Source organism: Alkalibacillus salilacus (genome assembly GCF_030812915.1).
In the GTDB taxonomy this organism is placed as follows: Bacteria; Bacillota; Bacilli; order Bacillales; family Alkalibacillaceae; genus Alkalibacillus; species Alkalibacillus salilacus.
Map to the genome: position 1 here is coordinate 69290 of NZ_JAUSTQ010000009.1, position 23560 is coordinate 92849.

The following is a 23560-nucleotide window of genomic DNA, read 5'->3' on the forward strand; positions in this document are numbered from 1 at the left end:
AATAACATGGTTTGGGGTGTGTCACATGTCTAATCCATCAAAAATGAAAGTTTATCAAGAAGTGTTAAATAAAATTAGGCATTTTATACAAGAACGAGAATTAGAAGATGGAGATCGAATTCCTTCTGAACGAGAGTTATCAGAACAATTAAATGCCAGTCGGGCATCCGTTCGTGAAGCTTTGCGCGCGATTGAATTATTAGGATTAATTGAAACTCGTCACGGAGAAGGTACATTTTTACGCACTTACAAGCCTTTCCACTCTGTGGAATTGTTATCAACCTTTGTATTAACTGAAGCACAAACCAAAAATGAGTTAAATGAAGTGCAATTTATGCTAGAAAAATTATGCTTACAAGAGTTGAAGCGATTGAATGTGAGAGGGATTGAGGAATTAAAGTCACTTGATGATGCAAGTGAACAAATCCATAATGAGTTGTTTATTCTATTGTTTAATCAACTAGGGAATCAATTATTATTGAAGATTTGGCATCTTGTAGCCAGCTTTCAACAATTGACGGAACAAGAGCAGCTTGATACTTCTGATCTTCAATCAATAATTGACCAGATTAAACGCCAGGAATATGACCAAGCAATCGATACCCACTCGAGGTTGTATACTTAATATAAATTATGACAGTTTTTGCATGATAGAGAACGTATGATGTGATTGAGTGATTGGTGAAGGAGGAATCGGCTTGATAAAAGACATGTTTAATCGAAAACGCAAATATGCCACTGTCTCAAAACAAGAAGAACATGGGGATTTACCGGAAGGATTAATGATTAAATGTCCTTCTTGTCGAAAAATATTTTATAGAAAAGAAATTGAGAAGAATTTACTAACGTGCCCACACTGTGAACATCACCATCAAATGTCAGCACCTGAGCGTCTTGACGTCTTACTAGATCAAGGATCATTTGAAGAATGGGATGCTGATTTAACATCTGAAAACCCATTAGAATTTCCGGATTATCTGGAGAAGATAGAAAAAGACCAACGTAAAACAGGCATTAATGAAGCAGTGGTTACAGGACAAGGTACGATTAATGGAAATCCAACAGCTATTGGCGTGATGGATGCACGTTTTCGTATGGGTAGTATGGGTTCTGTTGTAGGCGAGAAAATTGCCCGAGCTATTGAAAAGGCAAATGAACTCGGCTTACCATTCATTCTCTTTACTGCTTCAGGCGGTGCACGTATGCAAGAAGGTGTATTAAGTTTAATGCAAATGACAAAAACATCTGTCGCTTTGGAACGTTTCGATCGAAATGGTGGTTTATTCATCTCCTATATGACAAATCCAACTACTGGTGGTGTATCAGCAAGTTTCGCTTCATTAGGTGATTATAATTTTGCAGAACCAGAAGCCTTGATTGGGTTTGCTGGACGCCGAATTATTGAGCAAACGATTCGTGAGAAGTTACCAGATGATTTCCAAACGGCTGAATTTCTTTACAAACACGGACAACTAGATCGTGTGATTCCGAGACACGAAATGAAAGAAACATTGACTACTATTATTGAACTCCACCAAGTAGGAGGTGGGCAATCATGAAGAACGTATTACCATTTGAAAAACCAGTTGTTGAACTACGTGAGAAGATAGCAGAGTTGAAAAGTTTTACGAGTGAAAGTGATGTTGACTTAAGTGGTGAGATTGAAACCTTAGAAAATCGCTTAGAACAATTGGAGCAAGAAGTATACGGTAATATGACACCGTGGGATCGAGTTCAAATGGCTCGCCATGCTGAGCGTCCTACGACGTTAGATTATATTGAACATGTCTTTACCGATTTCCTTGAAATGCATGGAGATCGTTACTTTGGTGATGATGAAGCAATTGTCGGTGGTATTGCCAAATTTAACGGACAACCCGTTACTGTAATTGGTCACCAACGCGGTAAAGATACAAAAGAAAACTTGCGTCGTAATTTTGGGATGCCACATCCTGAAGGGTACCGTAAAGCCCTGCGTCTAATGAAGCAAGCAGAAAAGTTCAATCGACCAATTATTACTTTTATTGATACAAAAGGCGCATATCCTGGACGAGCAGCAGAAGAACGTGGACAAAGTGAAGCTATCGCCAAAAATTTACGCGAAATGGCAGGTCTGACCGTGCCTGTAATTTGTATTGTGATTGGTGAAGGTGGAAGTGGTGGCGCATTAGGTATTAGTGTAGGAGATCGTTTATACATGTTAGAGAATTCTACTTATTCGGTTATTTCACCAGAAGGTGCAGCCGCCTTGCTTTGGAAGGATTCGAATTTAGCACAACAAGCTGCAGAGAAAATGCGAATCACGTCTTATGATTTAAAAGATTTAAATGTAATTGATGATGTCATTGAAGAAATTCAAGGTGGGGCTCACCGAGATTTAGAGACACAGGCTAAATGGATTACCGATCGACTTGAAGTAGATTTAAACGAACTAAATCATATATCTCACGACGACTTGCTAGATCGTCGTTGGGAGAAGTATAATCAAATTGGTGCTGTTGCATCAGTCATTCAATCTTAAAGGGACTGCTCAAACAGTTCCCTTTTTTATTTCAATTTGCAACAATTTTTAAGAAAATTGATGGGCATCTCGTCGTATAAATAGCATTTTACGACAATTTATCTTAAAATATAGAGTACAATGATAGACAAATGAATGAGGTGTTAGCGATGAAAGCAGTCGGCGTATTAACTAGCGGTGGCGATGCTCCTGGTATGAATGCAGCTATTCGTTCGGTTGTCAGAAGCTGTGTTTATCATGGAATTAAAGTATATGGCATTTATTATGGTTATCAAGGTCTTATCAATGGTAATATTGAAGAGTTATCTATTGGCTCAGTTGGTGACATCATTCAAAGAGGCGGAACAGTTTTATATTCTTCTCGTTCAGAAGAATTTAAAACACCAGAAGGTCAAAAGAAAGCTATTGATCAGTTAAATGCTTTCGGTATAGAAGGACTCGTTGTGATTGGTGGTGACGGGTCATTTAAAGGAGCAACTAAATTAACAGAGCAAGGGTTCCCTTGTATTGGTGTTCCAGGTACGATTGATAATGATATTCCTGGAACTGACTTCACAATCGGTTTTGATACTGCCCTTAATACGGTTATTGAGGCAGTGGACAAGATTCGAGATACAGCGACGTCTCATGAACGTGTATATGCGATTGAAGTCATGGGCCGTGATGCGGGTGATTTAGCTCTTTGGTCTGGTTTAGCAGCTGGAGCGGAAAGTATTCTTGTGCCTGAACGAGATACAAGTATGGAAGCTGTAGTTAATAAAGTAAAACGAGGTCATGACCGTGGAAAACGCCATAGCATTATTATGGTTGCTGAAGGTGTTGGTAGTGCTGTTGATTATGCTAAACAAATTGAAGACCAATTAGATTTATCGACACGTGTTACAGTGTTAGGACATACACAAAGAGGTGGTTCACCAACAGCTTACGATCGTGTTTTAGCAAGTCGTCTAGCAGCCTACGCTGTTGATTTGTTAACAGAAGGACAAGCAGGTCGTATGGTAGGAATTGAAAAGAACCAACTCGTCCATGATGATATTATGCATGTATTAAATCAGTCACATGCGATCGATCGCGATTTATATGAACTATCTAATCGACTATCCATTTAACCTTGTTATAAAGAGGAGGACATAACATATGAAAAAAACTAAAATTGTCAGTACAATCGGCCCCGCTTCCGAATCAGTTGAGACGTTAAAGAAGCTTATGAATGCCGGGATGAATGTCGCGCGTCTTAACTTTTCTCACGGTGACTACGATGAGCATCTTGCCCGTATTGAAAATATTCGTCAAGCAGCGCAAGAAAGTGACTCAACGATCGGTGTGTTATTAGACACTAAAGGGCCTGAAATTCGAACAGGTACATTTAAAGAAGACGAAGTTGAGCTTGTAGAAGGATCCACTGTCTATGTCACGATGGATGAAGTTGAAGGAACTGCTGAACGGTTCTCAGTTAGCTACCCTGGCCTTATTGATGATGTTGAACCAGGTGGAAAGATTCTATTAGATGACGGGTTGATTGGTTTAGAAATTGTTTCTGTTAATCATAATGATCGTGAAATCGAAACCAAAGTGATGAATACAGGGATCATCAAAGATAAAAAAGGCGTTAACGTGCCTAATGTAAGTGTCAATCTTCCTGGTATTACGGAAAAAGATGCGAATGATATTATCTTTGGAATCGAACAAGGGATTGATTTCATCGCTGCTTCATTTGTCCGTCGTTCGTCAGATGTGCTAGAAATCCGAGAATTATTAGAAGAACATAATGCTGAACATATTAAAATTATTCCAAAAATCGAGAACCGTGAAGGTGTCGATAACATTGAACAGATCATTACTGTTAGTGATGGAATAATGGTGGCACGTGGCGATTTAGGCGTTGAAATTCCAGCTGAAGAAGTACCACTCGTTCAGAAGAATTTAATTGAACAATGTAATGTAGCTGGAAAGCCAGTTATTACCGCAACACAGATGCTTGATTCCATGCAAAGAAACCCACGTCCAACACGAGCAGAGGCAAGTGATGTTGCTAACGCTATTTTTGATGGAACCGATGCGATTATGCTATCAGGTGAAACTGCTGCAGGTGATTACCCTGTAGAAGCAGTCGAAACCATGAATAATATTGCTATTTATTCCGAAAAATCATTCGATAAAGTCGTTACGTCGGGTAATAACAATGAGCGTTTAGACACGACTATTACAGATGCCATTAGTCACTCGGTTGCAAATTTAGCAGCAGATTTAAAAGTTGAAGCAATTGTGACGCCAACCGAAAGTGGAAATACAGCTCGAAACGTATCCAAATATCGTCCAAAAGCTAATATTGTTGCCGTGACTTCGAAAGAACATGTCAGTCGACAACTAAGTCTTGTTTGGGGCGTTCATGCAATTCATGGACAGCCTGTTAATTCAACAGATGAAATGTTAGCTTTAGCTGTTGAACAAGGTCTAGAATCTAATCTGTTTAGTCAAGGTGACCGAATTGTGATTACAGCTGGCGTACCTGTTGGTGAAAGTGGCACAACTAACTTAATCAAAGTACACGTAGTCGGCAATGTCGTCGTTAAAGGTCAAGGTATAGGTAAATTGGGGGCTGTAGGTAAAGCTGTCATTGCTAATTCAAGTGAACAATTAGCACAAAGTTTTGAAGATGGCGATATCATTGTTACGCGAGGAACTGACAAAGAAATGATGCCTTATATTGAACGTGCTAATGCTGTTATAGCCGAAGAAGGTGGTCTAACAAGTCACGCAGCTGTCGTTGGATTAAACGTCAACATTCCAGTGATTGTTGGAGCTGAAAAAGCGACAGATATCATTCGTGATGAAGAAGAAATCACAGTTGATCCGACTAATGGCCATGTTTATCAAGGACGTACGACAGTCTTATAAGAAATCAAGAGCAACTAGGTTGCTTGAAAGGAGCATCATCTGATGTTTCGTATATTATTTATTTTAATTGTTGTTGTTTCAGCAATTGAGATTGCCTTATTCGTTTGGTTAAGTAATTTATTAAACGTTTGGTTTGTATTATTTGGTATTATATTGACTGGGATTTTAGGAGCCTGGTTGGCTAAAATCCAAGGAACTGAGACGTTAATGAGAGCAAGAAGAGAAATGTCAACAGGGCGAGCTCCTACTGAAGAGATTTTTGATGGAATTGCAATCTTAGTCGGTGCAGTTGTGTTATTTACACCGGGGTTTTTAACTGATTTGTTCGGTTTTATTTTGCTGATTCCAGTGACAAGACGTCCATTTAAACGTTGGGGACAAGCTTTAGTCCTTACAATGATTAAGAAAGGGACGGTTACAGTTATTAGACGGTGATTTTGGGAGGTGCGGGTTAGTCCTGCCCTCTTTTTTTACTTTGAATGTATTCGGACTGGAAGAATATGTGCTAAATTTGTATTTTAATTCTTGAATAGTAAAAAGTATTATGTATTAATTCTTTAATGTAAAGGCGGTATATAACGTGTTTTCGTCTTCAACAGTTTTTCTATTAATTTTGTTAGCATTAGGATTTATTGCTAAGAATCAGCCCATCTTAATCGCTGTATACATCTTACTTGGCGTTAAACTTTTTAATCTAGAAGATCGTTTATTGCCTTTTATAGAATCAAAAGGAATCTTCATTGGGGTGGTGGTGATTACAGTAGCAGTTCTTGTCCCAATCGCGACAGGAGAAATTGGCTTTTCTGAATTATATCAGAGCATTAAATCATACTATGCTTGGATCGCTATTGCTGCTGGTGCTTTTGTCGCTTATGTGGCACGAGATGGTTTAGATTTGATGGCAAATGAACCTCATCTTACTGCCGCTTTAGTCTTAGGGACAATCTTAGGTGTTGTCTTTTTACAAGGTGTAGCAGTAGGACCTTTAATTGGTGCGGGTATTGCTTACCTTGTCATGCAAGGTGTCGATGGTGTATTGAAACTGATTTCATAATGGCAATTGTGTTTAAAGATGCACAGGAAGGGTATAGATAATAACAGTTATGCAATGTTATTAATTATTATGAAATTTATATAGTAAATAGTTTCACTTCGAAACAATTTTGTTTATAATGGTGATTGGGATGTATCATAGCATTGTAAATTAAGGTGTATACATACACGCCATTTGTTTCATTATTCTTTAAAGAAGGAGAGATTCTATGTCTGGCACTAAAGGTCTTGAAGGAATCGTCGCAACAGAGTCAAAGATTAGTTCAATCATCGACGATAAGCTGACATATGTTGGTTATGATATCGATGATTTAACCGAAAATTGTAGTTTTGAAGAAGTTGTTTATTTATTATGGAATCTTAAATTACCAAATCAAGAGGAATTAGCTTCCTTTAAAGCAGATCTTGCAAAAGAAATGGAAGTTCCTCAAGGCATTATCGATCATTTGAAATCTTATGATTTATCAACTGTTCATCCAATGGCGGCTGTTCGTACAGCTGTATCGATGCTCGGTTTATATGACAATGAAGCAGATGAAATGACGGAAGAAGCTAACCGTCGTAAAGCACTTCGTTTACAAGCTAAAATCTCAACAATCGTTACGGCTTTTGCACGTATTCGTAAAGGTCAAGAACCAGTGGCACCCAAGAAAGATTTAAACTTTGCTGCGAACTTCTTGTACATGTTAAATGGTAAAGAACCAGAAGACATTGAAGAAGAAGCGTTCAACAAAGCACTTGTCCTACATGCAGACCACGAGTTAAATGCTTCAACATTCACTTCACGTGTTTGTGTGGCAACATTATCTGATGTTTATTCAGGTGTTACGGCAGCAATTGGAGCGTTAAAAGGACCGCTTCATGGTGGTGCGAACGAACGCGTTATGCAAATGTTAAGTGAGATTGGTACAGTAGATAATGCCATTCCTCATATTAAAGAAAAATTTGCAAACAAAGAAAAAGTCATGGGTATGGGACATCGTGTTTATGAAAATGGTGACCCACGCGCGAAACACTTACGTGATATGTCTTACCAATTAACGAATATTACAGGTGAAACGAAATGGTATGACATGTCGGTTAAAATTGAAGAGTTTATCAAAGAGGAAAAAGGCTTACCAGCGAACGTTGATTTTTACTCAGCTTCGGTTTACCACAGCCTAGGAATTGATCACGATTTATTTACACCGATTTTTGCGGTTAGTCGTGTATCAGGTTGGTTAGCTCATATTCTTGAACAATATTCGGATAACCGACTCATTCGTCCACGTGCTGAATACGTTGGTCCGGATAAGCAGAAATTCATTCCATTAGAAGAAAGATCATAAATCATCTAAAAGCCGGGAAACCGGCTTTTGTGATGTTGGTTCTTCATAAAACAAGTTATTTATAGGAGGTCATGACATTGACACAAGGTGAAAAAATTACAGTAGAAAATGGACAAATGAACGTACCAAATCAAGCGATTATTCCTTTTATCGAAGGTGACGGGACTGGACCTGACATTTGGGCTGCGGCATCACGCGTTTTAGAAGCGGCTGTTGAGAAAGCTTATAATGGTGAAAAAGGTATTGAATGGAAAGAAGTACTTGCTGGACAAAAAGCTAAAGACAACACAGGTGAATGGTTACCAGAAGAAACTTTAGACACGATTCGTGAATATAAAGTAGCGATCAAAGGCCCATTAACAACACCAGTTGGTGGAGGTATTCGTTCATTAAACGTAGCACTACGTCAAGAATTAGACTTATTTACTTGCCTACGTCCTGTACGTCACTTCACAGGTGTTCCATCCCCTGTTAAAAAGCCAGAAGATGTTGATATGCAGATTTTCCGTGAAAACACAGAAGATATTTATGCAGGTATTGAATGGCAAGAAGGAACAGAAGACGTGAAGAAAGTGGTCGACTTCGTCCGTAATGAAATGGGTGTTGATAAGATCCGTTTCCCTGAAACTTCAGGAATTGGTATTAAGCCTGTCTCAAAAGAGGGTACTGAGCGCTTAGTCCGTTCTGCGATTGATTATGCCTTAAATGAAGGTAAACAAAGTGTGACCTTAGTTCATAAGGGTAACATCATGAAGTTCACAGAAGGTTCTTTCAAAGCATGGGGTTATGACCTAGCTGAGCGTGAATATGGTGACAAAGTATTCACTTGGAGAGAATATGATAAGATTACAGAAGAAAAAGGTCGTGACGCAGCAGATCAAGCAGAGAAAGAAGCTGTTGATGCTGGTAAGATTGTGGTTAAAGATGCGATTGCAGATATCTTTTTACAACAAATCTTAACACGTCCAAAAGAGTTTGATGTCGTTGCAACAATGAACTTAAATGGTGACTATATTTCTGATGCACTAGCTGCACAAGTTGGTGGTATTGGTATTGCGCCGGGTGCGAATATTAACTATGAATCAGGTCATGCAATTTTTGAGGCAACACATGGTACAGCCCCTAAATATGCTGGTCAAGATAAGGTGAACCCATCTTCTGTCATCCTATCAGGTACTTTAATGCTTGATCATTTAGGTTGGCGTGAAGCTAGTGAATTAATTCATAAAGCAATGGATAAAACTATTGGTAGCAAAGTGGTCACTTATGACTTCGCTCGTCTTATGGACGGTGCAACAGAAGTTAAATGCTCTGAATTTGCTGATGAATTAATCAAAAACATGGACTAATTACGTTCACTAAGGAGGAGTTCAATGCCTATTAAACGTCGAAAAGTATCCGTTATTGGAGCTGGATTTACCGGAGCGACAACTGCACTTATGACAGCTCAAAAAGAGTTAGCTGATGTCGTCTTAGTTGATATCCCTGATATGGAAGACCCCACTAAAGGAAAAGCTTTAGATATGTTAGAAGCTAGCCCTGTACAAGGGTTTGATGCCAATGTAACGGGAACCTCAAACTACGAAGATACAGCTGGTTCAGATGTCGTTGTTATTACAGCGGGTATTGCACGTAAGCCGGGGATGAGTCGTGATGATTTAGTTGCAACGAACGCAAAGATTATGCAACAAGTCACAGATGAAATCGTTAAATATTCACCTGACTGTTATATTCTTGTTTTAACTAACCCAGTTGATGCGATGACATATGCTGTTTATAAACAGTCTGGTTTTCCAAAAAATCGTGTGATTGGGCAATCAGGTGTCCTTGATACAGCTCGCTTTAGAACGTTTATTGCGCAAGAATTAAATGTGTCTGTTAAAGATGTGACGGGCTTTGTATTAGGTGGTCATGGTGATGATATGGTTCCGATGCTACGCTATTCATCTGTAGGTGGAGTTCCTGTCGAATCCTTAATTTCTAAAGAACGTCTCAATGAAATTGTTGATCGAACACGTAAAGGTGGAGGAGAAATCGTTGGCTTACTCGGCAATGGTTCAGCCTATTATGCACCTGCAGCATCTATTACTGAAATGGTAGAAGCTGTATTAAAAGATCAACGGCGTATATTACCTGCAATTGCATACCTTGAAGGAGAATATGGTTATCAAGATATGTATTTAGGTGTTCCAACTATTCTTGGTGGTGATGGCATTGAACAAGTCATTGAACTTGAATTGACTGAAGATGAACAGTCACAATTAGATCAATCGGCTGAATCCGTACGACATGTGATGCATGTTTTAGATGAGCAAGAATAGTCAAAAGCTCGAGATAATATTATCTCGAGCTTTTTTATATTTTTAAGCCAGCATACTGTTATATTTTAATATTTTTTTATAAGATAGAGGTAGGTTATTAAGAGAATTGGGATAAGGAGCTGGATTGTTAATGGGTAAAAGCATCTTAATTGTGGATGACGAGCTATCAATCACAACTTTAATAGACCATCATTTAAGTGAAGAGGGATTTCACACAACTGTTGTACATGACGGACAGTCGGCATTAGAACAATTGCATCATCATACTTATGAATTAGTTGTTTTAGATCTAATGCTCCCAGAAATGGATGGTGTGGATGTATGTCGGCAGATGCGTGGTCAGCAAAATTACACACCCGTTATCATGTTAACTGCAAAAGGTGAAGAAGAAGATAAAATTGCAGGCTTAAATGTTGGTGCTGATGATTACATGACTAAACCATTTAGTCCTAAAGAGTTAATTGCAAGAATTCATGCAGTGTTAAGACGTTTTGAAACACCTTCAACAAATCAAGATGGGCCTATACGAATTCACGACATTTCGATTTATGAAGATTATTATGAAGTATATAAACAAGACGAACTTGTCAATTTTACACAGAAAGAATTTGAACTTTTATTATATTTAGCTAAGCAACCTGGGAAGCCGGTAAGCCGAGATGTTTTATTGAAAGACATATGGGATTTTGAATATATGGGTGATACGCGTATGGTTGATGTTCATATCAGTCACCTTAGAGAAAAGTTAGAAGATAACCCCAAGAAACCGAACTTAATTAAAACGGTTCGTGGAGTTGGGTACAAAGTTGAGGGATGAATGTGAAAACGATCATCGAAAAACGAACGATTTTTCTCTACATTATTTTCAGTCTATTTATGATTGTCATGATTGGTTTATTATTTGACCAAATTGCTCGATTCTATGTGAATGCAGCATATGAAGATCAACTGGCCAATGAGGGACAATATATAGCAGAACAACTTGAAGAAACATCATCTGAAGATATACAAAGTACACTCGATGACTATAGTGAGCAATTTAATTTAGACTTATTTTATAACAATCAAAACGAAGGTCGCATTTTACATACATTTAGTAACCGCGACTTAAGTGTACTTCAGACAGTTCGGTCCAACACTGGAAATACGGGAGAATTTGTTTTAATTGAAAATCGTTTATTAACCAGTTATTCACTTGGTGAAAATGAGTCTTTATCAGTTATGACGGAATCATTACCACTTTCTGCATTAACTCGAACAGTGTGGTGGACTGTTTTCTTTGTATCGCTGTTTACAATTATTTTGTTATGGCGCTTTGGTGCACGTATTCATGATAGTTATGTGAAACCTGTTATTCGCGCAACGGAAACATCAAAGGAATTAGCAAATGGTAATTATGATGCGCGTGTAGAAGAATTACCTTATGGGGTTGCCTCACAGCTAGGGCAATTGGTAAATCGTTTAGGACGTCATTTGCAGTATATAACTAACAAATATGAGAACCAAAATAGTCGTCTCAAAACAGTTGTTAATAATATGGAAAGTGGCGTATTGTTAATTAACGAAAAGGGAATGACACGCTTAGTTAACGAGGCATTTTTGAGTCAATTTACTATGCGAGATATGCCAGTAATTGGTGAAGTCTATTATGATGTCATTAACCAAGAAGAGATTAATCAATTGATACAACGTGCTATATTCATGGAATCAAGATGGCAGGAGACTATAGAGCTAGCAGACGGCCGTTTTTTTGAAATTTATATCGCCCCGATTAAAGGTCAAGAGGATGAATGGCGTGGCGTTGTTATTGTGACGCATGAAATAACGGAATTAAAACGTTTAGAGCGTGTTCGTAAAGACTTTGTCGCGAACGTATCACATGAATTAAAAACCCCTGTTACGTCTATTCAAGGTTTCGCGGAGACATTGTTGGAGGAACCACAAATGGACCGGGCCAAACAGGAACAATTCTTAACGATTATAAAGAAAGAAAGTAACCGATTAAATATACTTGTACAAGATTTATTGGATTTATCAGTATTGGAAAAGGAAAGCTATGCATTAACGATTTCACAATTTCCAGCTCATGATATAGTTGAAGATGTTCATGCGGTGGTTGAGGAGTTAATTCAACAAAATGATTTAAGTTTTAATAGCCATTATGCTCCACAATTAATGGTTCAAGCTGATTATTATAGGCTATACCAGTTATTGCTTAATTTGATTCATAATTCTATTCAATATACGTCGGAAGGTGGCTCAATTGACCTTCGTTTGTTTCGAGAAATTGAACAGATGGTGATCGAAGTTGAGGATACAGGGATTGGCATTCCAGAATCAGCACATGATCGGATTTTTGAACGCTTTTATCGTGTTGATAAGGCGCGAAGTCGTCATTCTGGCGGTACAGGATTGGGCTTGTCTATTGTTAAACATATCGTTGAAGTACATGAAGGATCAATCGAAATTGAAAGTGAAGAAGATGAAGGAACGACAATAAGAATTAAGATTCCGCAATAAATTGATGAAGTTTGATATAATTTAAGTACGAATTATAAAACGGAATGTAATAGAAGTAAGAGGTGTTTCCATGGCAAAAGAATTAGTGTTAATTGATGGTAATAGTATTCTGTATCGCTCATTTTTTGCATTACCTTTATTAAGTAATGACCAAGGAGTCCATACAAATGCGGTTTTTGGTTTTACTAAAATGTTGTTGAAAGTGTTGGAAGACCATAACCCGTCCCATCTATTAGTAGCATTTGATGCGGGTAAAACAACATTTAGACATGAAACGTATCAAGATTATAAAGGTGGACGACAGAAAACGCCACCTGAACTTTCAGAACAATTTCCTATCGTTCGCGAAATTCTTGATGCATTTGGTGTGAAATATTATGAACTGGATCAATATGAAGCGGATGACATCATTGGAACGATCGTCTACGAAGCTGACCAAGCAGAACAGGAAACGATCGTTTATTCAGGCGATAAAGATTTATTACAGTTAGCATCAAATCATACAACAGTATTTCTGACGCGTAAGGGAATAAGTGAAATAGAGGCTTATTCACCTGAAACGATTCAGGAGAAAATGGGTATCACAAAGGAACAAATTATTGATTTAAAGGCTTTGATGGGTGACGCATCTGATAACATTCCTGGTGTTCCAGGTGTCGGTGAGAAGACAGCTGTGAAGTTACTACAACAGTTTGATACCGTAGAAGAGCTTTATGATCATTTGGATGATGTATCTGGGAAAAAACTGAAAGAAAAATTAGAAGCTAATAAAGATGAAGCATTAATGAGTAAACAACTGGTAACGATCAAACAGGATTCTCCAGTTGAAATTTCATTAAAAGACTTACAGTATGAAGGCTATGACACACGAGCTGTCATGCAAGTATTTAAAACATATGGTTTTCAATCGTTAATTGGCGATGTTGAAGGTGAAAGCGATGAGTCATATGAAGCGATTGACTATAATGTGATTGAAGATTTTTCAGAGGTTGAAACAGATGATGAAATAAACATGCTTTATATGGAGATGTTAGATGATAATTACCATGAAGGTGACATTATTGGATTTGGTTTTGTTAATCAGCATGGTCATTTCTTATTGAACTCCTCTATTCTGGATGACTCTAATTTCCAGTCATTTTTAGAGGATCCTGATCAACCTAAAATTGTATTTAATCAAAAGGCATTGCTAGTCGCACTAAAATGGCGTGATATAGAATTGCAAGGTGTTACGTTTGGTTTGCAATTGGCTGCATATATTGCGAACCCTTCAAGCCATGATGGGGACATTACATCGATTGCTCATCATTATCAAGTTAATGATGTTTCTTATGATGAAGAGATCTACGGTAAAGGAGCTAAGCAGCACCTGCCAGAAACAGAGACCTATTATGACCACATCGTTAGAAAAGCAGATGCAGGCTATCGATTACATCAACGCTTAAATGAAGAGTTAGTTCAGAATGAACAAGAGGACCTTTATTACCAATTAGAAATGCCTCTTTCTAGAATTTTAGGGAATATGGAATACGCAGGTGTGAAAATTGATGTTGAACGTCTAAAGGATATGAACGAAGATTTAACAACTCGTTTAGATGAAATAGAAAGTCGGATTCACGAGCTAGCTGGTTCTGAATTTAATATTAACTCTCCAAAACAATTAGGTAAGGTTTTATTTGAGGACTTAGAACTACCTGTCATTAAAAAGACTAAAACAGGTTACTCAACATCTGCTGAAGTCTTAGAGAAACTTCAGCATGAACATGAAATTGTTGATCAAATTTTACATTATCGACAATTATCGAAGCTTCAATCAACTTATTTAGAAGGTTTAATTAAAGTGGTTCATGAAGATAATCACAAGATCCATACCAGATTCAATCAAGTCTTAACTCAGACAGGACGCCTAAGCTCTGTAGAACCTAATTTGCAAAACATCCCAATTCGACTGGAAGAAGGACGTAAAATTAGACAAGCCTTTATTCCATCGCAGCAAGACTCAGTGTTATTTGCAGCTGATTACTCGCAAATTGAATTACGAGTTTTAGCTCATATTGCTGGAGATGAGAAATTAATTGAAGCTTTCAATAATGGTAAGGATATTCATACTCAAACAGCTATGGACGTATTCGATGTTGAAGAGGATGACATAGATGACCTAATGCGTCGTCAAGCGAAGGCAGTTAATTTTGGTATTGTTTATGGGATTAGTGATTACGGTTTAAGTCAAAACTTAGGAATTTCTCGTAAAGAAGCAGAACAATTCATCCAGAAGTATTTCGAAAGTTATCCAGGCGTAAAAGAATACATGGATGATATCGTGACTAAGGCTAAACGAGATGGCTACGTTGAAACCATTATGAAGCGTCGTCGTTATTTACCAGATATTAATAGTCGTAATTTTAATAAGCGAAGTTTTGCAGAACGAACTGCTATGAATTCACCAATCCAGGGAAGTGCAGCAGATATTATCAAACAAGCAATGATTGATGTAACGAATCAGTTAAATGAATCAGATATTGAAGCTACCATGTTATTACAAGTTCATGATGAGTTAATTTTTGAAGTTAAGAAAGATGATATTGAACAATTACAATCAATCGTGAAAGAAGCGATGGAACAAACGATTGATTTATCTGTGCCATTAACTGTAGATTATGCTTATGGCGAAACATGGTATGATGCGAAGTAGAAAAGGGGAAGAAGCATGCCAGAACTACCTGAAGTAGAAACCATTCGACGAACATTAGAACAATTAGTTGTGGGAAGAACGATCACAGATTTAACAGTTTATTATCCAGGAATTATTAAAGAGCCAGATGATCAAAATCAATTTAGGACTGTTTTATCGGGTCAAAAAATCGAATCAATCGACCGATTAGGGAAGTTTTTATTATTTCAGTTAACGGATGATGTGTTAGTATCCCATTTAAGAATGGAAGGTAAGTATGGGGTTTATAGTAGGGATGCTTCAATTGAACCCCATACCCATATGTGCTTTCACTTGGATGACAACAAGGAGTTGCGCTATAAGGATGTTCGTAAGTTTGGCACGATGCACGTGAAACCTAAGGGGACGGAACTAACGACTCCACCGATTAGTAAATTAGGAGTTGAACCTTTTAGCGAAGCATTTACAGTGGATTATCTTTACGATCGATTACAAAAGACCACACGTTTGATTAAACCAACCTTATTGGATCAATCAATTGTGACTGGTCTAGGTAACATCTACGTTGATGAAGTGTTGTATTATAGCCGACTACATCCAGAACGTGTTGCCCATACCATCACATATCAAGAATGTGAAGCGTTACATCATGCTATTGTAACGGTTTTAACACGTGCTATTGAAAAAGGAGGAACATCGATTAGAACTTACTTAAATTCGATTGGAGAAATTGGGCTGTTTCAGTTAGAATTAGCTGTTTATGATCAAACAGATCAGCCTTGTGTATCCTGTCATCAACCTATTGTTAAAACAAAAATTGGTGGTCGTGGTACACACTTCTGCCCGAACTGTCAGCCGATGACTGAATAACAGGCGATAAGCTCTTTTCATAAGATATGGTGACGCCCTATTATGAAAGGAGCTTTTTCAGTTGGTTGATTGGATTTTATTGGTGATATTAATAAGCTTTGCTGTAAGTTTTGATAGCTTTTTCTTCGGTTTAACCTATCAATTACGTCGAATTAAGCTACCAGTCACGAGCGTTGTAATGATTGGGTTAGTTACAGCCATTAGCTTTTTAATTGGTCACATACTAGGTCAAGGTGTGTTTCTAACGATACCGAGTTTATCAGAAGTGCTCGGTGGTATTATTTTTGTTGGGATTGGAACATGGGTGATCTGGCAATGGGTAAGAGAACAAAAGGAAAAAGTGGCTAATCATACGAATTCATTTCAATCTTTTAATTGGAAGACGATTTGGGAGATTATGAAACAACCGCAGGTAGCAGACCGTGATCGATCTGGTGCGATAACTGGGTTGGAAGCTATTATGGTAGCCGTTGCTTTGTCGTTGGATTCATTCGCAAGCGGAATAGGGTCGGCCTTTGTTTCTATTCCAATCATCTTGGCAGCTATCATGATCGGTTTATTTTCAGTGTTGTTTTTGCTTAGCGGATTAATATGTGGCAGATGGTTTCAAAAATTTGATTGGATCCATGCCTTATCATTTTTGCCTGGCGTGATTTTAATTAGCTTAGGATTTTGGAATTTTTTAAGATAGGAGTTTTACGATGAGCATAGTAGTAGGGTTAACGGGTAGTATTGCAACAGGTAAATCGACAATTTCTAATATGTTTAAAGATTGGCATATTCCCGTTATTGATGCAGATTTAATTTCCCGACAAGTAGTTGAAATTGGCCAACCAGCTTATCAACAAATCGTGGAAACATTCGGTGAGGCTATATTATATGATGACCGAACATTAAATCGCCAAGCACTAGGAGCTATTGTGTTTAAAGATGAGGCAGAACGAAAGAGATTAAATCAAATTATTCATCCACAAATTAGAAAATCAATGATTGAGCAACGCGACCAACTAAAGAAATCAGGCTATAAGTTGATTGTTATGGATATACCACTATTATTTGAAAGTGAGCTCTTTGATTATGTTGATAAAGTCCTTGTCGTCTATGTAGACCCCGAGATTCAATTGAATCGTCTAACAGAACGTGACCAAATTTCAGCTGAACAAGCTCTTGAGAAGATTAATGCTCAAATACCAATCACGGAAAAGCGAAAACGAGCCGATGCGATCATCAATAACGGTGGCAATGTCGAAGAAAGTAAGCAACAGTTAATCAATGTATTAGATCAATGGGGCGTTTCGATTCATTAATAGTATGACTATGTTAAGGTTAAATTTTGACTTAATAATTACACGTTCTAAACTTATAGTTGTTGAATTGTGAGAAGCGAAGGTGGCGACTCCTACGGGAATAGCACGTGTCTCGAGCCCCCCAGAGGGCCACAGGATGTGGGTCACTTCGGCGTTCGGACAGGACGTCCGGAACTTAGCCGAAGTTCCTTTAGTTGCCGAGGAGGCTCGAGCCGTGCCCGTGGAAAGCGTCCACCGAAAGCGGATCGCAATTCAACAACTTACTTTAACAAAATGAATGACAGAAAATTTTTTCATGAATTTTAAAATATTCTCTCACAACATAGTAATCAATGTGTTATACTTTTGTTGTTAAAACGTTATACAGTATATCATGATATGCTTGGCGAGGAGGACTTAAAATGAGTACAACAAAAGTAGCAATTAATGGATTTGGTCGAATTGGACGAATGGTATTTCGTCGCGCAATGAAAGACGAACAGTTAAATGTCGTAGCGATTAATGCAAGTTATCCAGTTGAGACACTTGCTCATTTAATTAAATATGATTCGGTACACGGACAATATGATGGTACTGTTGAAGCTAAAGATGAACAACTAGTTGTCGATGGTCGTGTTATTCAGACAGTGGGACATCGTGATCCTGCGCAACTTCCTTGGGATTCTTTAGATATCGATATAGTAATTGAGGCAACAGGGAAATTTAATTCTACTGATAAAGCACAACCTCATATTGATGCGGGTGCTAAAAAAGTTGTTTTAACAGCCCCAGGTAAACCAGCAGATCATACGATTGTGATGGGCGTTAATGAATCCGATTACAACCCGGATGAACATCATATTATTTCAAATGCTAGTTGTACAACAAATTGTTTAGCTCCTGTTGCAAAAGTATTACATGAAAATTTCGGAATTGAAAGCGGTTTAATGACAACAGTTCATGCCTTTACAAATGATCAACAGAACTTAGATAATCCACATAAGGATTTACGAAGAGCTCGTGGGTGTACACAGTCAATCATCCCAACGTCAACTGGAGCTGCCAAAGCAATTAATGATGTTTTACCTGACTTGAAAGGTAAATTACATGGGATGGCATTACGTGTGCCGACGCCAAATGTTTCTTTGGTTGATTTAGTGGTTGATCTTGAAAAGGATGTTACTGAAGAACAAGTAAATGAAGCATTTGTGGAAGCGATGAATGGAGAGTTAGCGGATTATTTAGCCATTAATCAGGATCCGCTCGTTTCAGTTGATTATACGACTTCGCCTTATTCATCAATTATAGATGGCCTATCGACAATGGTAATGGATGACCATAAAGTAAAAGTACTTGCTTGGTATGATAATGAATGGGGTTATTCTTGTCGTGTTGTTGATTTAGTTCGATATGTCGGTGACAAATTATACGTACACCAATAATAGCTCGTTACGATCTCGGATAAATTCGGGATCGTTTTTTATTGTAAAGGATATATTTCTTCATACGGTTGTTTCTTTGATTATGATAAACTAGTGTTAGGAAATAATGAGAAGGTGACTAGATATGAGTCGAGCTATGTTATTGTTTACAACTTTATTTGTGCTAATAGGTGCAATAGTTTACTTTATGACGAACGAAGAGATTGAATATGTTTCTGGAGATGTTTTATTAGAAGACGTTGATTTAGATTCATTGGAAAACGTCCGCATAGAACGGCACAATATCGACTCTGATTATCGATATGAAACAGCTGAGATAGAAAATGAAGAATTGATGAATACATTATTTCAATCCATTAACCAGTCGACTCTTCAACCACTTCAAGGAGATATCTTCGGTCTGAGTTATGTTATGTATTTCGAAGTAAATCATCGACAGATGTCGTTGCGTTTTTCAGAGAACTATATTACGTCTGATGTCAATCAACAGGCTTATCAATTTGAAGATAACGGGACGTTGATTGAAACGCTTGAGTCATTTGATATAACATGGGAGCCACCGCAAGATACACAGAATTAGATGATGATTTTATGAACGATTTAAGATTTTGTTATACTTAACATAATAGTTTTTAATAAAGGTATGAGGTGCAAATCATGAGATGCCCAAATTGTGATGCGAAAACGACAAGAGTACTTGATTCTCGTCCGATCGATGAAGGGAAATCGATTCGTAGACGGCGTGAATGTGATGGTTGTCAGTATCGTTTTACGACATTTGAACGTGTAGAAGAAATTCCACTTATTGTGGTTAAAAAAGAAGGTACGCGTGAAGAATTTAACCGCGAGAAATTAAAACGTGGGTTAATTAAGGCGTGTGAAAAGCGTCCTGTTTCATTAGAGCAGATTGAACAAGTGGCCTTTGAAGTCGAAAAAGATTTACGAGATGCCGGTCATTCAGAGATTATGAGCCACGATATAGGTGAATTAATTATGGACCGACTGGCTTTAGTAGACGAGGTGGCATATGTTCGGTTTGCGTCAGTGTATCGTCAGTTTAAAGATATTAACGTGTTCATGAATGAGTTGAATGACATGATTAAGAAAACGAAGAATGAATCATAAAACAGAGAGGAGTGAAGAACGTGAATCAACGAATGAAACATCTATTGCCTAATGATCAGTGTGTCATTATGAAACGCACAGCCTTTTTTGAAGATGCGAACACGGTTTTAACATTGTTGTATCAGCCGTTGATTGGGATGAAGAGTGTTGCATTATATCAGGCACTTTGGCGTGAAAATGGTGCGCGTTCTTCACAAACCGCATTTTCGCATCATCATTTAATGGGTATATTAAATATGTCATTAGATGAAATTTATGAAGCTAGGCAAAAACTAGAAGGGATCGGTTTGCTGAAAACCTTTAAGCAAGATGAGACCTATCGAACCTATTACTATGTATTACGTAAGCCGTTATCGTCTTATCAGTTTTTTGAGAATCCAACCCTTACAATCCTGCTTGAACATCATATAGGGAAGGAAGCTCATCAGACATTAAAACAACAGCTTGCCCCTTCTCAGCAGCTAAATCAAGCAATTGATGATGTCACTGCTCATTTTGATGATGTCTTTACAACGGTGAAACATCTACGTCAGCCTGCTAAGAAAACAAACGAAGAGTCAATCGTGATGAGCTCTGATCTTCCATTAGAGTGGTTATATAAAATGTTGACCCAGCAACAAATCGAACCTAAACAGATCTTAACGAAATCGAATCTGAATTACATGGAAAGAGTAAGTAAAATTTACGATGTTGACTATTTAGAACTAGAAAAAGCCTTGTTATGGGCGATCAATGAAGAAATGTCGTTTGACCGACAAGAGTTTTTAGATATGTGCAAAGATATTTATTACAATAAACACGGTTCGGTTCCGCCAAGATTATACGCAAAACAAGATATTGAAGCAGCAAATAATGAAGCGCAACAAGTTGAAGCCAATCATTCAGCCCAACCATCTAAGGCTGAGTCCAAGCAAAATAAACTAATTCAACATTTTAACACAATAACACATCGAGAGTTATTAGAAGATTACGCTGCTTCTGGTTTAGCTTCTATGAAAGAAGTTGACATGTTAACAAATGTGATGGAAGAGCATGGACTAAATCAACCTGTTATGAATGTGCTTGTTCATTATGTTCTTAATAAAAATGGCAACAAATTAAACCGCAATTATATTGAGACGATTGCAGCTCACTGGAGCCGTGAAGGTATTGAATCAGCACAACAAGCAATTGAACTCGCGAAACAAGAACACAAATTATATCAAACATGGCAACAAAAGAAACAACGCCAAGGTTCAAAACAATCTAATTCGAAAAAATCGAGTGAAGTTATTCCTAAATGGTTCAAAGAACAAAAACAAAAGAAACAATCTGAGGACCAATCTAATAATCAACAAGAAGCTGAAACTCAAGATGAAGATTTAGCTGCGTTTTTCAAAAGCTTTTCCCAGCCGAAACAATAAGTTGAAGGATGATGAAGAATGGAACCGATCCAATCGGCCTTAAATAATTGGCTAAAAAATAACGAAAACTTTCAAACATCAATGAATGACATGCGCGAAAAAATACTTAAATCAGATCGTGTACAAGCCTTGTTAGCTGATCATCCTGAATTAACTCAACCGCAAATCGACCAGCAATTAATGAAGTTGTACGAATATGATTATCAATCGCTTAATTGTGAGAAATGCCCATCACTTGAATCCTGTATTAATGTTATTCCTGGTTATGTGCCAGAAGCTCAAGTTCAAAATGGACGAATCAAATTGATTTATCATGAGTGCCAACGTAAGCAAAAAGAAATCCAAATGGAAAAGCAACGTTCATTTGTTCAAAGCTTGCATATGCCGAAAGATATTCATGAAGCTAGTTTTTCACAAATAAAACTTGATGTGAACGGACGTTCTGAAGCACTCAAAAAAATTCAGCAATTTTTTAAAGACAGCCAAACACAATTGCCACAAAAAGGCCTTTATTTACATGGCAGTTTCGGTGTAGGCAAAACCTATTTATTAGGTGCTCTCGCGCAAGAATTGGCTACAGAACAAATTGATACGATGTTTATATACATGCCTGAATTTGTACGCGAAATGAAAGCTTCAATTAGTGATTCAACAATTAATGAAAAGATCGAACGATTTAAACGAGCATCAGTGCTGGTATTCGATGATATTGGTGCAGAGTATTCATCAGCTTGGTTCCGAGATGAAGTGCTAGGTGCTATCTTGCAGTTTCGAATGATGGAGCGCCTGCCTGTCTTTTTCACATCGAACTATGATTTAAAGGAATTAGAGTTAATGTTTTCGAAAGTAGGCAAGTCCGATCTTGAAGAAGTTAAGGCGGCACGGATCATGGAACGAATTCGCCAAGTCAGTGAACCTATAGAAGTAACAGGAGATAATCACCGCGACCTATAAACAATTAGGTCGCTTTTTCATGTTTTGTCCATTCATTTCATAAGCTTTAATATCGACTTGTTTATGAAAGAGGGATGTGTAATGAAAGAATGGACATTAATGTTTAACTCTTCATCAGATGTTAATGCTTGGCTCGAACGATCTGAGAAGCGGTCGGAATTTTTTAGTCATGAGACCCATCAACCATTTCTTGTTCGGGTGATTGCCACAGAAAGTGTGAATTGGACAAGCTGGCTCGAATTTATCTTCACTTTTGTGCAAGAGGTTTATGTTCCGAGGTATTCAAAACAAGTGTTACAAGATGTGTATTGTTTATCTGAGGAAGAATCTGAACAAGTGTTACCCTTTGTAAGCCCATTAGCTGAAAATGTTAAAGGTCTTCATAGCCAACTATCAGAATCACTTTATGAACGTCTTGTACGATATGTTGGTTGTCATTCACCACGGAATCTCGATATGGCATTGTTATATGAGCATTTATTTATTGATTTTTCGGATTGGGATGAAGTGGTTGGTTATGCGATTGATGAATGGCAATACGAGTTATTTTTCCAAGAAAGAATGCATCAGCTCAGACAGTTTGTTCAATTTAAAGAGCCACAGATTAAGAGAGTAGATGTTTATGATGGTAAAGAATTAATGTTTTATGATCAGGCTGGTCGTTCCTTAACACCACCTGCTCAACCTCAAATGATGGATGGAATGATGGTGTCACCACTTACTCAAGCATTACTAAATTTAGTTCCTGAAAAGGCGACGATTTACTCAGATAGTGGTGGAACACACGAACTTTTTCAAGTCATGAACGTATTTGAAGAACGCATTGAGTTGTGTTCTTTGGATGAATTTCCTCACAAAATGAATTTAACGAGTTAAGTTGTGTTAGCTAAGTATTGATTTTTGCCATAATCATCGTTATAATACGTACATAATAATAAACGTTATGCTTAGAAGAGGATTATAATAATTTAACACAGCTTTACAGAGAAGAAAGTCGAGGCTGAAAACTTTCGAGTATGCTAAATTATTTACCACCTCGGAGCATTCATTGTGAACCGATTTGTATTCTTATTAGCAATGAACGTCTCACCAGCGATAATGGTGTCTTGAGTGCTGTTAAAGCAGAATCAGGGTGGAACCACGGGTATACACACTCGTCCCTATTATG

The 23560-nt window shown here is 37.7% G+C and carries 22 protein-coding genes and 1 other annotated feature; all 22 genes read left to right on the plus strand.

The window, feature by feature from the left end:
* Positions 1-25 precede the first annotated feature (25 nt).
* The 22 genes from J2S77_RS10810 to ytxC all read left to right on the plus strand — a co-directional run bounded on the left by J2S77_RS10810 (position 26) and on the right by ytxC (position 23268).
* The gene (locus J2S77_RS10810; RefSeq protein ID WP_306977245.1) at positions 26-625 is read left to right on the plus strand and encodes a FadR/GntR family transcriptional regulator; all 600 of its coding nucleotides are present in this window, start codon (positions 26-28) and stop codon (positions 623-625) included.
* 73 nt (positions 626-698) lie between these two features.
* Complete coding sequence (gene accD, locus J2S77_RS10815) at positions 699-1559, plus strand: acetyl-CoA carboxylase, carboxyltransferase subunit beta (RefSeq protein ID WP_306977248.1); 861 nt, start codon at positions 699-701, stop codon at positions 1557-1559.
* Positions 1556-2521 carry an acetyl-CoA carboxylase carboxyl transferase subunit alpha gene (gene accA / locus J2S77_RS10820; RefSeq protein ID WP_306977250.1) on the plus strand — a complete coding sequence of 322 codons (966 nt, stop codon included), beginning with the start codon at positions 1556-1558 and terminating at the stop codon, positions 2519-2521. Before accD ends, accA begins: the two co-directional genes overlap by 4 nt.
* A gap of 149 nt (positions 2522-2670) precedes the next feature.
* Entirely contained in the window at positions 2671-3630 is a 960-nt protein-coding gene (gene pfkA / locus J2S77_RS10825) for a 6-phosphofructokinase (protein ID WP_306977252.1), read from the plus strand.
* Between the two features lie 28 nt (positions 3631-3658).
* On the plus strand, positions 3659-5419 hold the full coding sequence (gene pyk / locus J2S77_RS10830; protein WP_306977254.1) for a pyruvate kinase: 1761 nt from the start codon (positions 3659-3661) through the stop codon (positions 5417-5419).
* A 42-nt stretch (positions 5420-5461) separates the two neighbouring features.
* Positions 5462-5854 carry an FxsA family protein gene (locus J2S77_RS10835; RefSeq protein WP_306977256.1) on the plus strand — a complete coding sequence of 131 codons (393 nt, stop codon included), beginning with the start codon at positions 5462-5464 and terminating at the stop codon, positions 5852-5854.
* Positions 5855-5999: 145 nt separating this feature from the next.
* A complete protein-coding gene (locus J2S77_RS10840; RefSeq protein WP_306977258.1) occupies positions 6000-6473 on the plus strand; it encodes a DUF441 domain-containing protein in 474 nt (157 codons plus the stop codon).
* Positions 6474-6681: 208 nt separating this feature from the next.
* Positions 6682-7800, plus strand: a complete 1119-nt coding sequence (gene citZ / locus J2S77_RS10845) for a citrate synthase (RefSeq protein WP_306977260.1) — start codon at positions 6682-6684, stop codon at positions 7798-7800.
* Positions 7801-7877: 77 nt separating this feature from the next.
* The gene (gene icd, locus J2S77_RS10850) at positions 7878-9149 is read left to right on the plus strand and encodes an NADP-dependent isocitrate dehydrogenase (protein ID WP_306977262.1); all 1272 of its coding nucleotides are present in this window, start codon (positions 7878-7880) and stop codon (positions 9147-9149) included.
* 24 nt (positions 9150-9173) lie between these two features.
* On the plus strand, positions 9174-10121 hold the full coding sequence (gene mdh, locus J2S77_RS10855; protein ID WP_306977264.1) for a malate dehydrogenase: 948 nt from the start codon (positions 9174-9176) through the stop codon (positions 10119-10121).
* Between the two features lie 130 nt (positions 10122-10251).
* The gene (locus J2S77_RS10860; protein ID WP_306977266.1) at positions 10252-10938 is read left to right on the plus strand and encodes a response regulator; all 687 of its coding nucleotides are present in this window, start codon (positions 10252-10254) and stop codon (positions 10936-10938) included.
* A 2-nt stretch (positions 10939-10940) separates the two neighbouring features.
* Positions 10941-12641, plus strand: a complete 1701-nt coding sequence (pnpS, locus tag J2S77_RS10865) for a two-component system histidine kinase PnpS (protein ID WP_306977268.1) — start codon at positions 10941-10943, stop codon at positions 12639-12641.
* A 70-nt stretch (positions 12642-12711) separates the two neighbouring features.
* Complete coding sequence (gene polA / locus J2S77_RS10870; protein WP_306977269.1) at positions 12712-15333, plus strand: DNA polymerase I; 2622 nt, start codon at positions 12712-12714, stop codon at positions 15331-15333.
* 15 nt (positions 15334-15348) lie between these two features.
* Positions 15349-16182, plus strand: coding sequence for a DNA-formamidopyrimidine glycosylase (gene mutM / locus J2S77_RS10875; protein WP_306977272.1), 834 nt, complete (start codon positions 15349-15351; stop codon positions 16180-16182).
* 61 nt (positions 16183-16243) lie between these two features.
* Positions 16244-16873: a sporulation membrane protein YtaF gene (gene ytaF, locus J2S77_RS10880; protein ID WP_306977273.1), complete on the plus strand. Its 630-nt coding sequence runs from the start codon at positions 16244-16246 to the stop codon at positions 16871-16873.
* A gap of 10 nt (positions 16874-16883) precedes the next feature.
* Positions 16884-17489, plus strand: coding sequence for a dephospho-CoA kinase (gene coaE / locus J2S77_RS10885; RefSeq protein WP_306977275.1), 606 nt, complete (start codon positions 16884-16886; stop codon positions 17487-17489).
* Positions 17490-17890: 401 nt separating this feature from the next.
* Positions 17891-18910 carry a glyceraldehyde-3-phosphate dehydrogenase gene (locus J2S77_RS10890; protein ID WP_306977277.1) on the plus strand — a complete coding sequence of 340 codons (1020 nt, stop codon included), beginning with the start codon at positions 17891-17893 and terminating at the stop codon, positions 18908-18910.
* 124 nt (positions 18911-19034) lie between these two features.
* Positions 19035-19490 (plus strand): hypothetical protein, encoded by a 456-nt coding sequence (locus J2S77_RS10895; RefSeq protein WP_306977279.1) that lies wholly within the window; start codon positions 19035-19037, stop codon positions 19488-19490.
* Between the two features lie 77 nt (positions 19491-19567).
* Positions 19568-20035 (plus strand): transcriptional regulator NrdR, encoded by a 468-nt coding sequence (nrdR, locus tag J2S77_RS10900; RefSeq protein WP_167260652.1) that lies wholly within the window; start codon positions 19568-19570, stop codon positions 20033-20035.
* Between the two features lie 20 nt (positions 20036-20055).
* On the plus strand, positions 20056-21438 hold the full coding sequence (locus tag J2S77_RS10905) for a replication initiation and membrane attachment family protein (RefSeq protein ID WP_306977281.1): 1383 nt from the start codon (positions 20056-20058) through the stop codon (positions 21436-21438).
* 18 nt (positions 21439-21456) lie between these two features.
* Complete coding sequence (gene dnaI / locus J2S77_RS10910) at positions 21457-22392, plus strand: primosomal protein DnaI (RefSeq protein WP_306977282.1); 936 nt, start codon at positions 21457-21459, stop codon at positions 22390-22392.
* An 81-nt stretch (positions 22393-22473) separates the two neighbouring features.
* A complete protein-coding gene (gene ytxC, locus J2S77_RS10915; RefSeq protein ID WP_306977284.1) occupies positions 22474-23268 on the plus strand; it encodes a sporulation protein YtxC in 795 nt (264 codons plus the stop codon).
* 63 nt (positions 23269-23331) lie between these two features.
* Positions 23332-23557 (plus strand) — a binding site (T-box leader).
* Positions 23558-23560: the final 3 nt, after the last annotated feature.

Excerpts from the sequence above, each read along its gene's own strand:
- J2S77_RS10810 (WP_306977245.1), top strand. The coding sequence starts at position 26 with ATGTCTAATCCATCAAAAATGAAAGTTTATCAAGAAGTGTTAAATAAA.
- accA (WP_306977250.1), top strand. The coding sequence starts at position 1,556 with ATGAAGAACGTATTACCATTTGAAAAACCAGTTGTTGAACTACGTGAG.
- pfkA (WP_306977252.1), top strand. The coding sequence starts at position 2,671 with ATGAAAGCAGTCGGCGTATTAACTAGCGGTGGCGATGCTCCTGGTATG.
- pyk (WP_306977254.1), top strand. The coding sequence starts at position 3,659 with ATGAAAAAAACTAAAATTGTCAGTACAATCGGCCCCGCTTCCGAATCA.
- J2S77_RS10835 (WP_306977256.1), top strand. The coding sequence starts at position 5,462 with ATGTTTCGTATATTATTTATTTTAATTGTTGTTGTTTCAGCAATTGAG.
- citZ (WP_306977260.1), top strand. The coding sequence starts at position 6,682 with ATGTCTGGCACTAAAGGTCTTGAAGGAATCGTCGCAACAGAGTCAAAG.
- mdh (WP_306977264.1), top strand. The coding sequence starts at position 9,174 with ATGCCTATTAAACGTCGAAAAGTATCCGTTATTGGAGCTGGATTTACC.
- J2S77_RS10860 (WP_306977266.1), top strand. The coding sequence starts at position 10,252 with ATGGGTAAAAGCATCTTAATTGTGGATGACGAGCTATCAATCACAACT.
- polA (WP_306977269.1), top strand. The coding sequence starts at position 12,712 with ATGGCAAAAGAATTAGTGTTAATTGATGGTAATAGTATTCTGTATCGC.
- mutM (WP_306977272.1), top strand. The coding sequence starts at position 15,349 with ATGCCAGAACTACCTGAAGTAGAAACCATTCGACGAACATTAGAACAA.
- coaE (WP_306977275.1), top strand. The coding sequence starts at position 16,884 with ATGAGCATAGTAGTAGGGTTAACGGGTAGTATTGCAACAGGTAAATCG.
- J2S77_RS10890 (WP_306977277.1), top strand. The coding sequence starts at position 17,891 with ATGAGTACAACAAAAGTAGCAATTAATGGATTTGGTCGAATTGGACGA.
- J2S77_RS10895 (WP_306977279.1), top strand. The coding sequence starts at position 19,035 with ATGAGTCGAGCTATGTTATTGTTTACAACTTTATTTGTGCTAATAGGT.
- nrdR (WP_167260652.1), top strand. The coding sequence starts at position 19,568 with ATGAGATGCCCAAATTGTGATGCGAAAACGACAAGAGTACTTGATTCT.
- dnaI (WP_306977282.1), top strand. The coding sequence starts at position 21,457 with ATGGAACCGATCCAATCGGCCTTAAATAATTGGCTAAAAAATAACGAA.
- ytxC (WP_306977284.1), top strand. The coding sequence starts at position 22,474 with ATGAAAGAATGGACATTAATGTTTAACTCTTCATCAGATGTTAATGCT.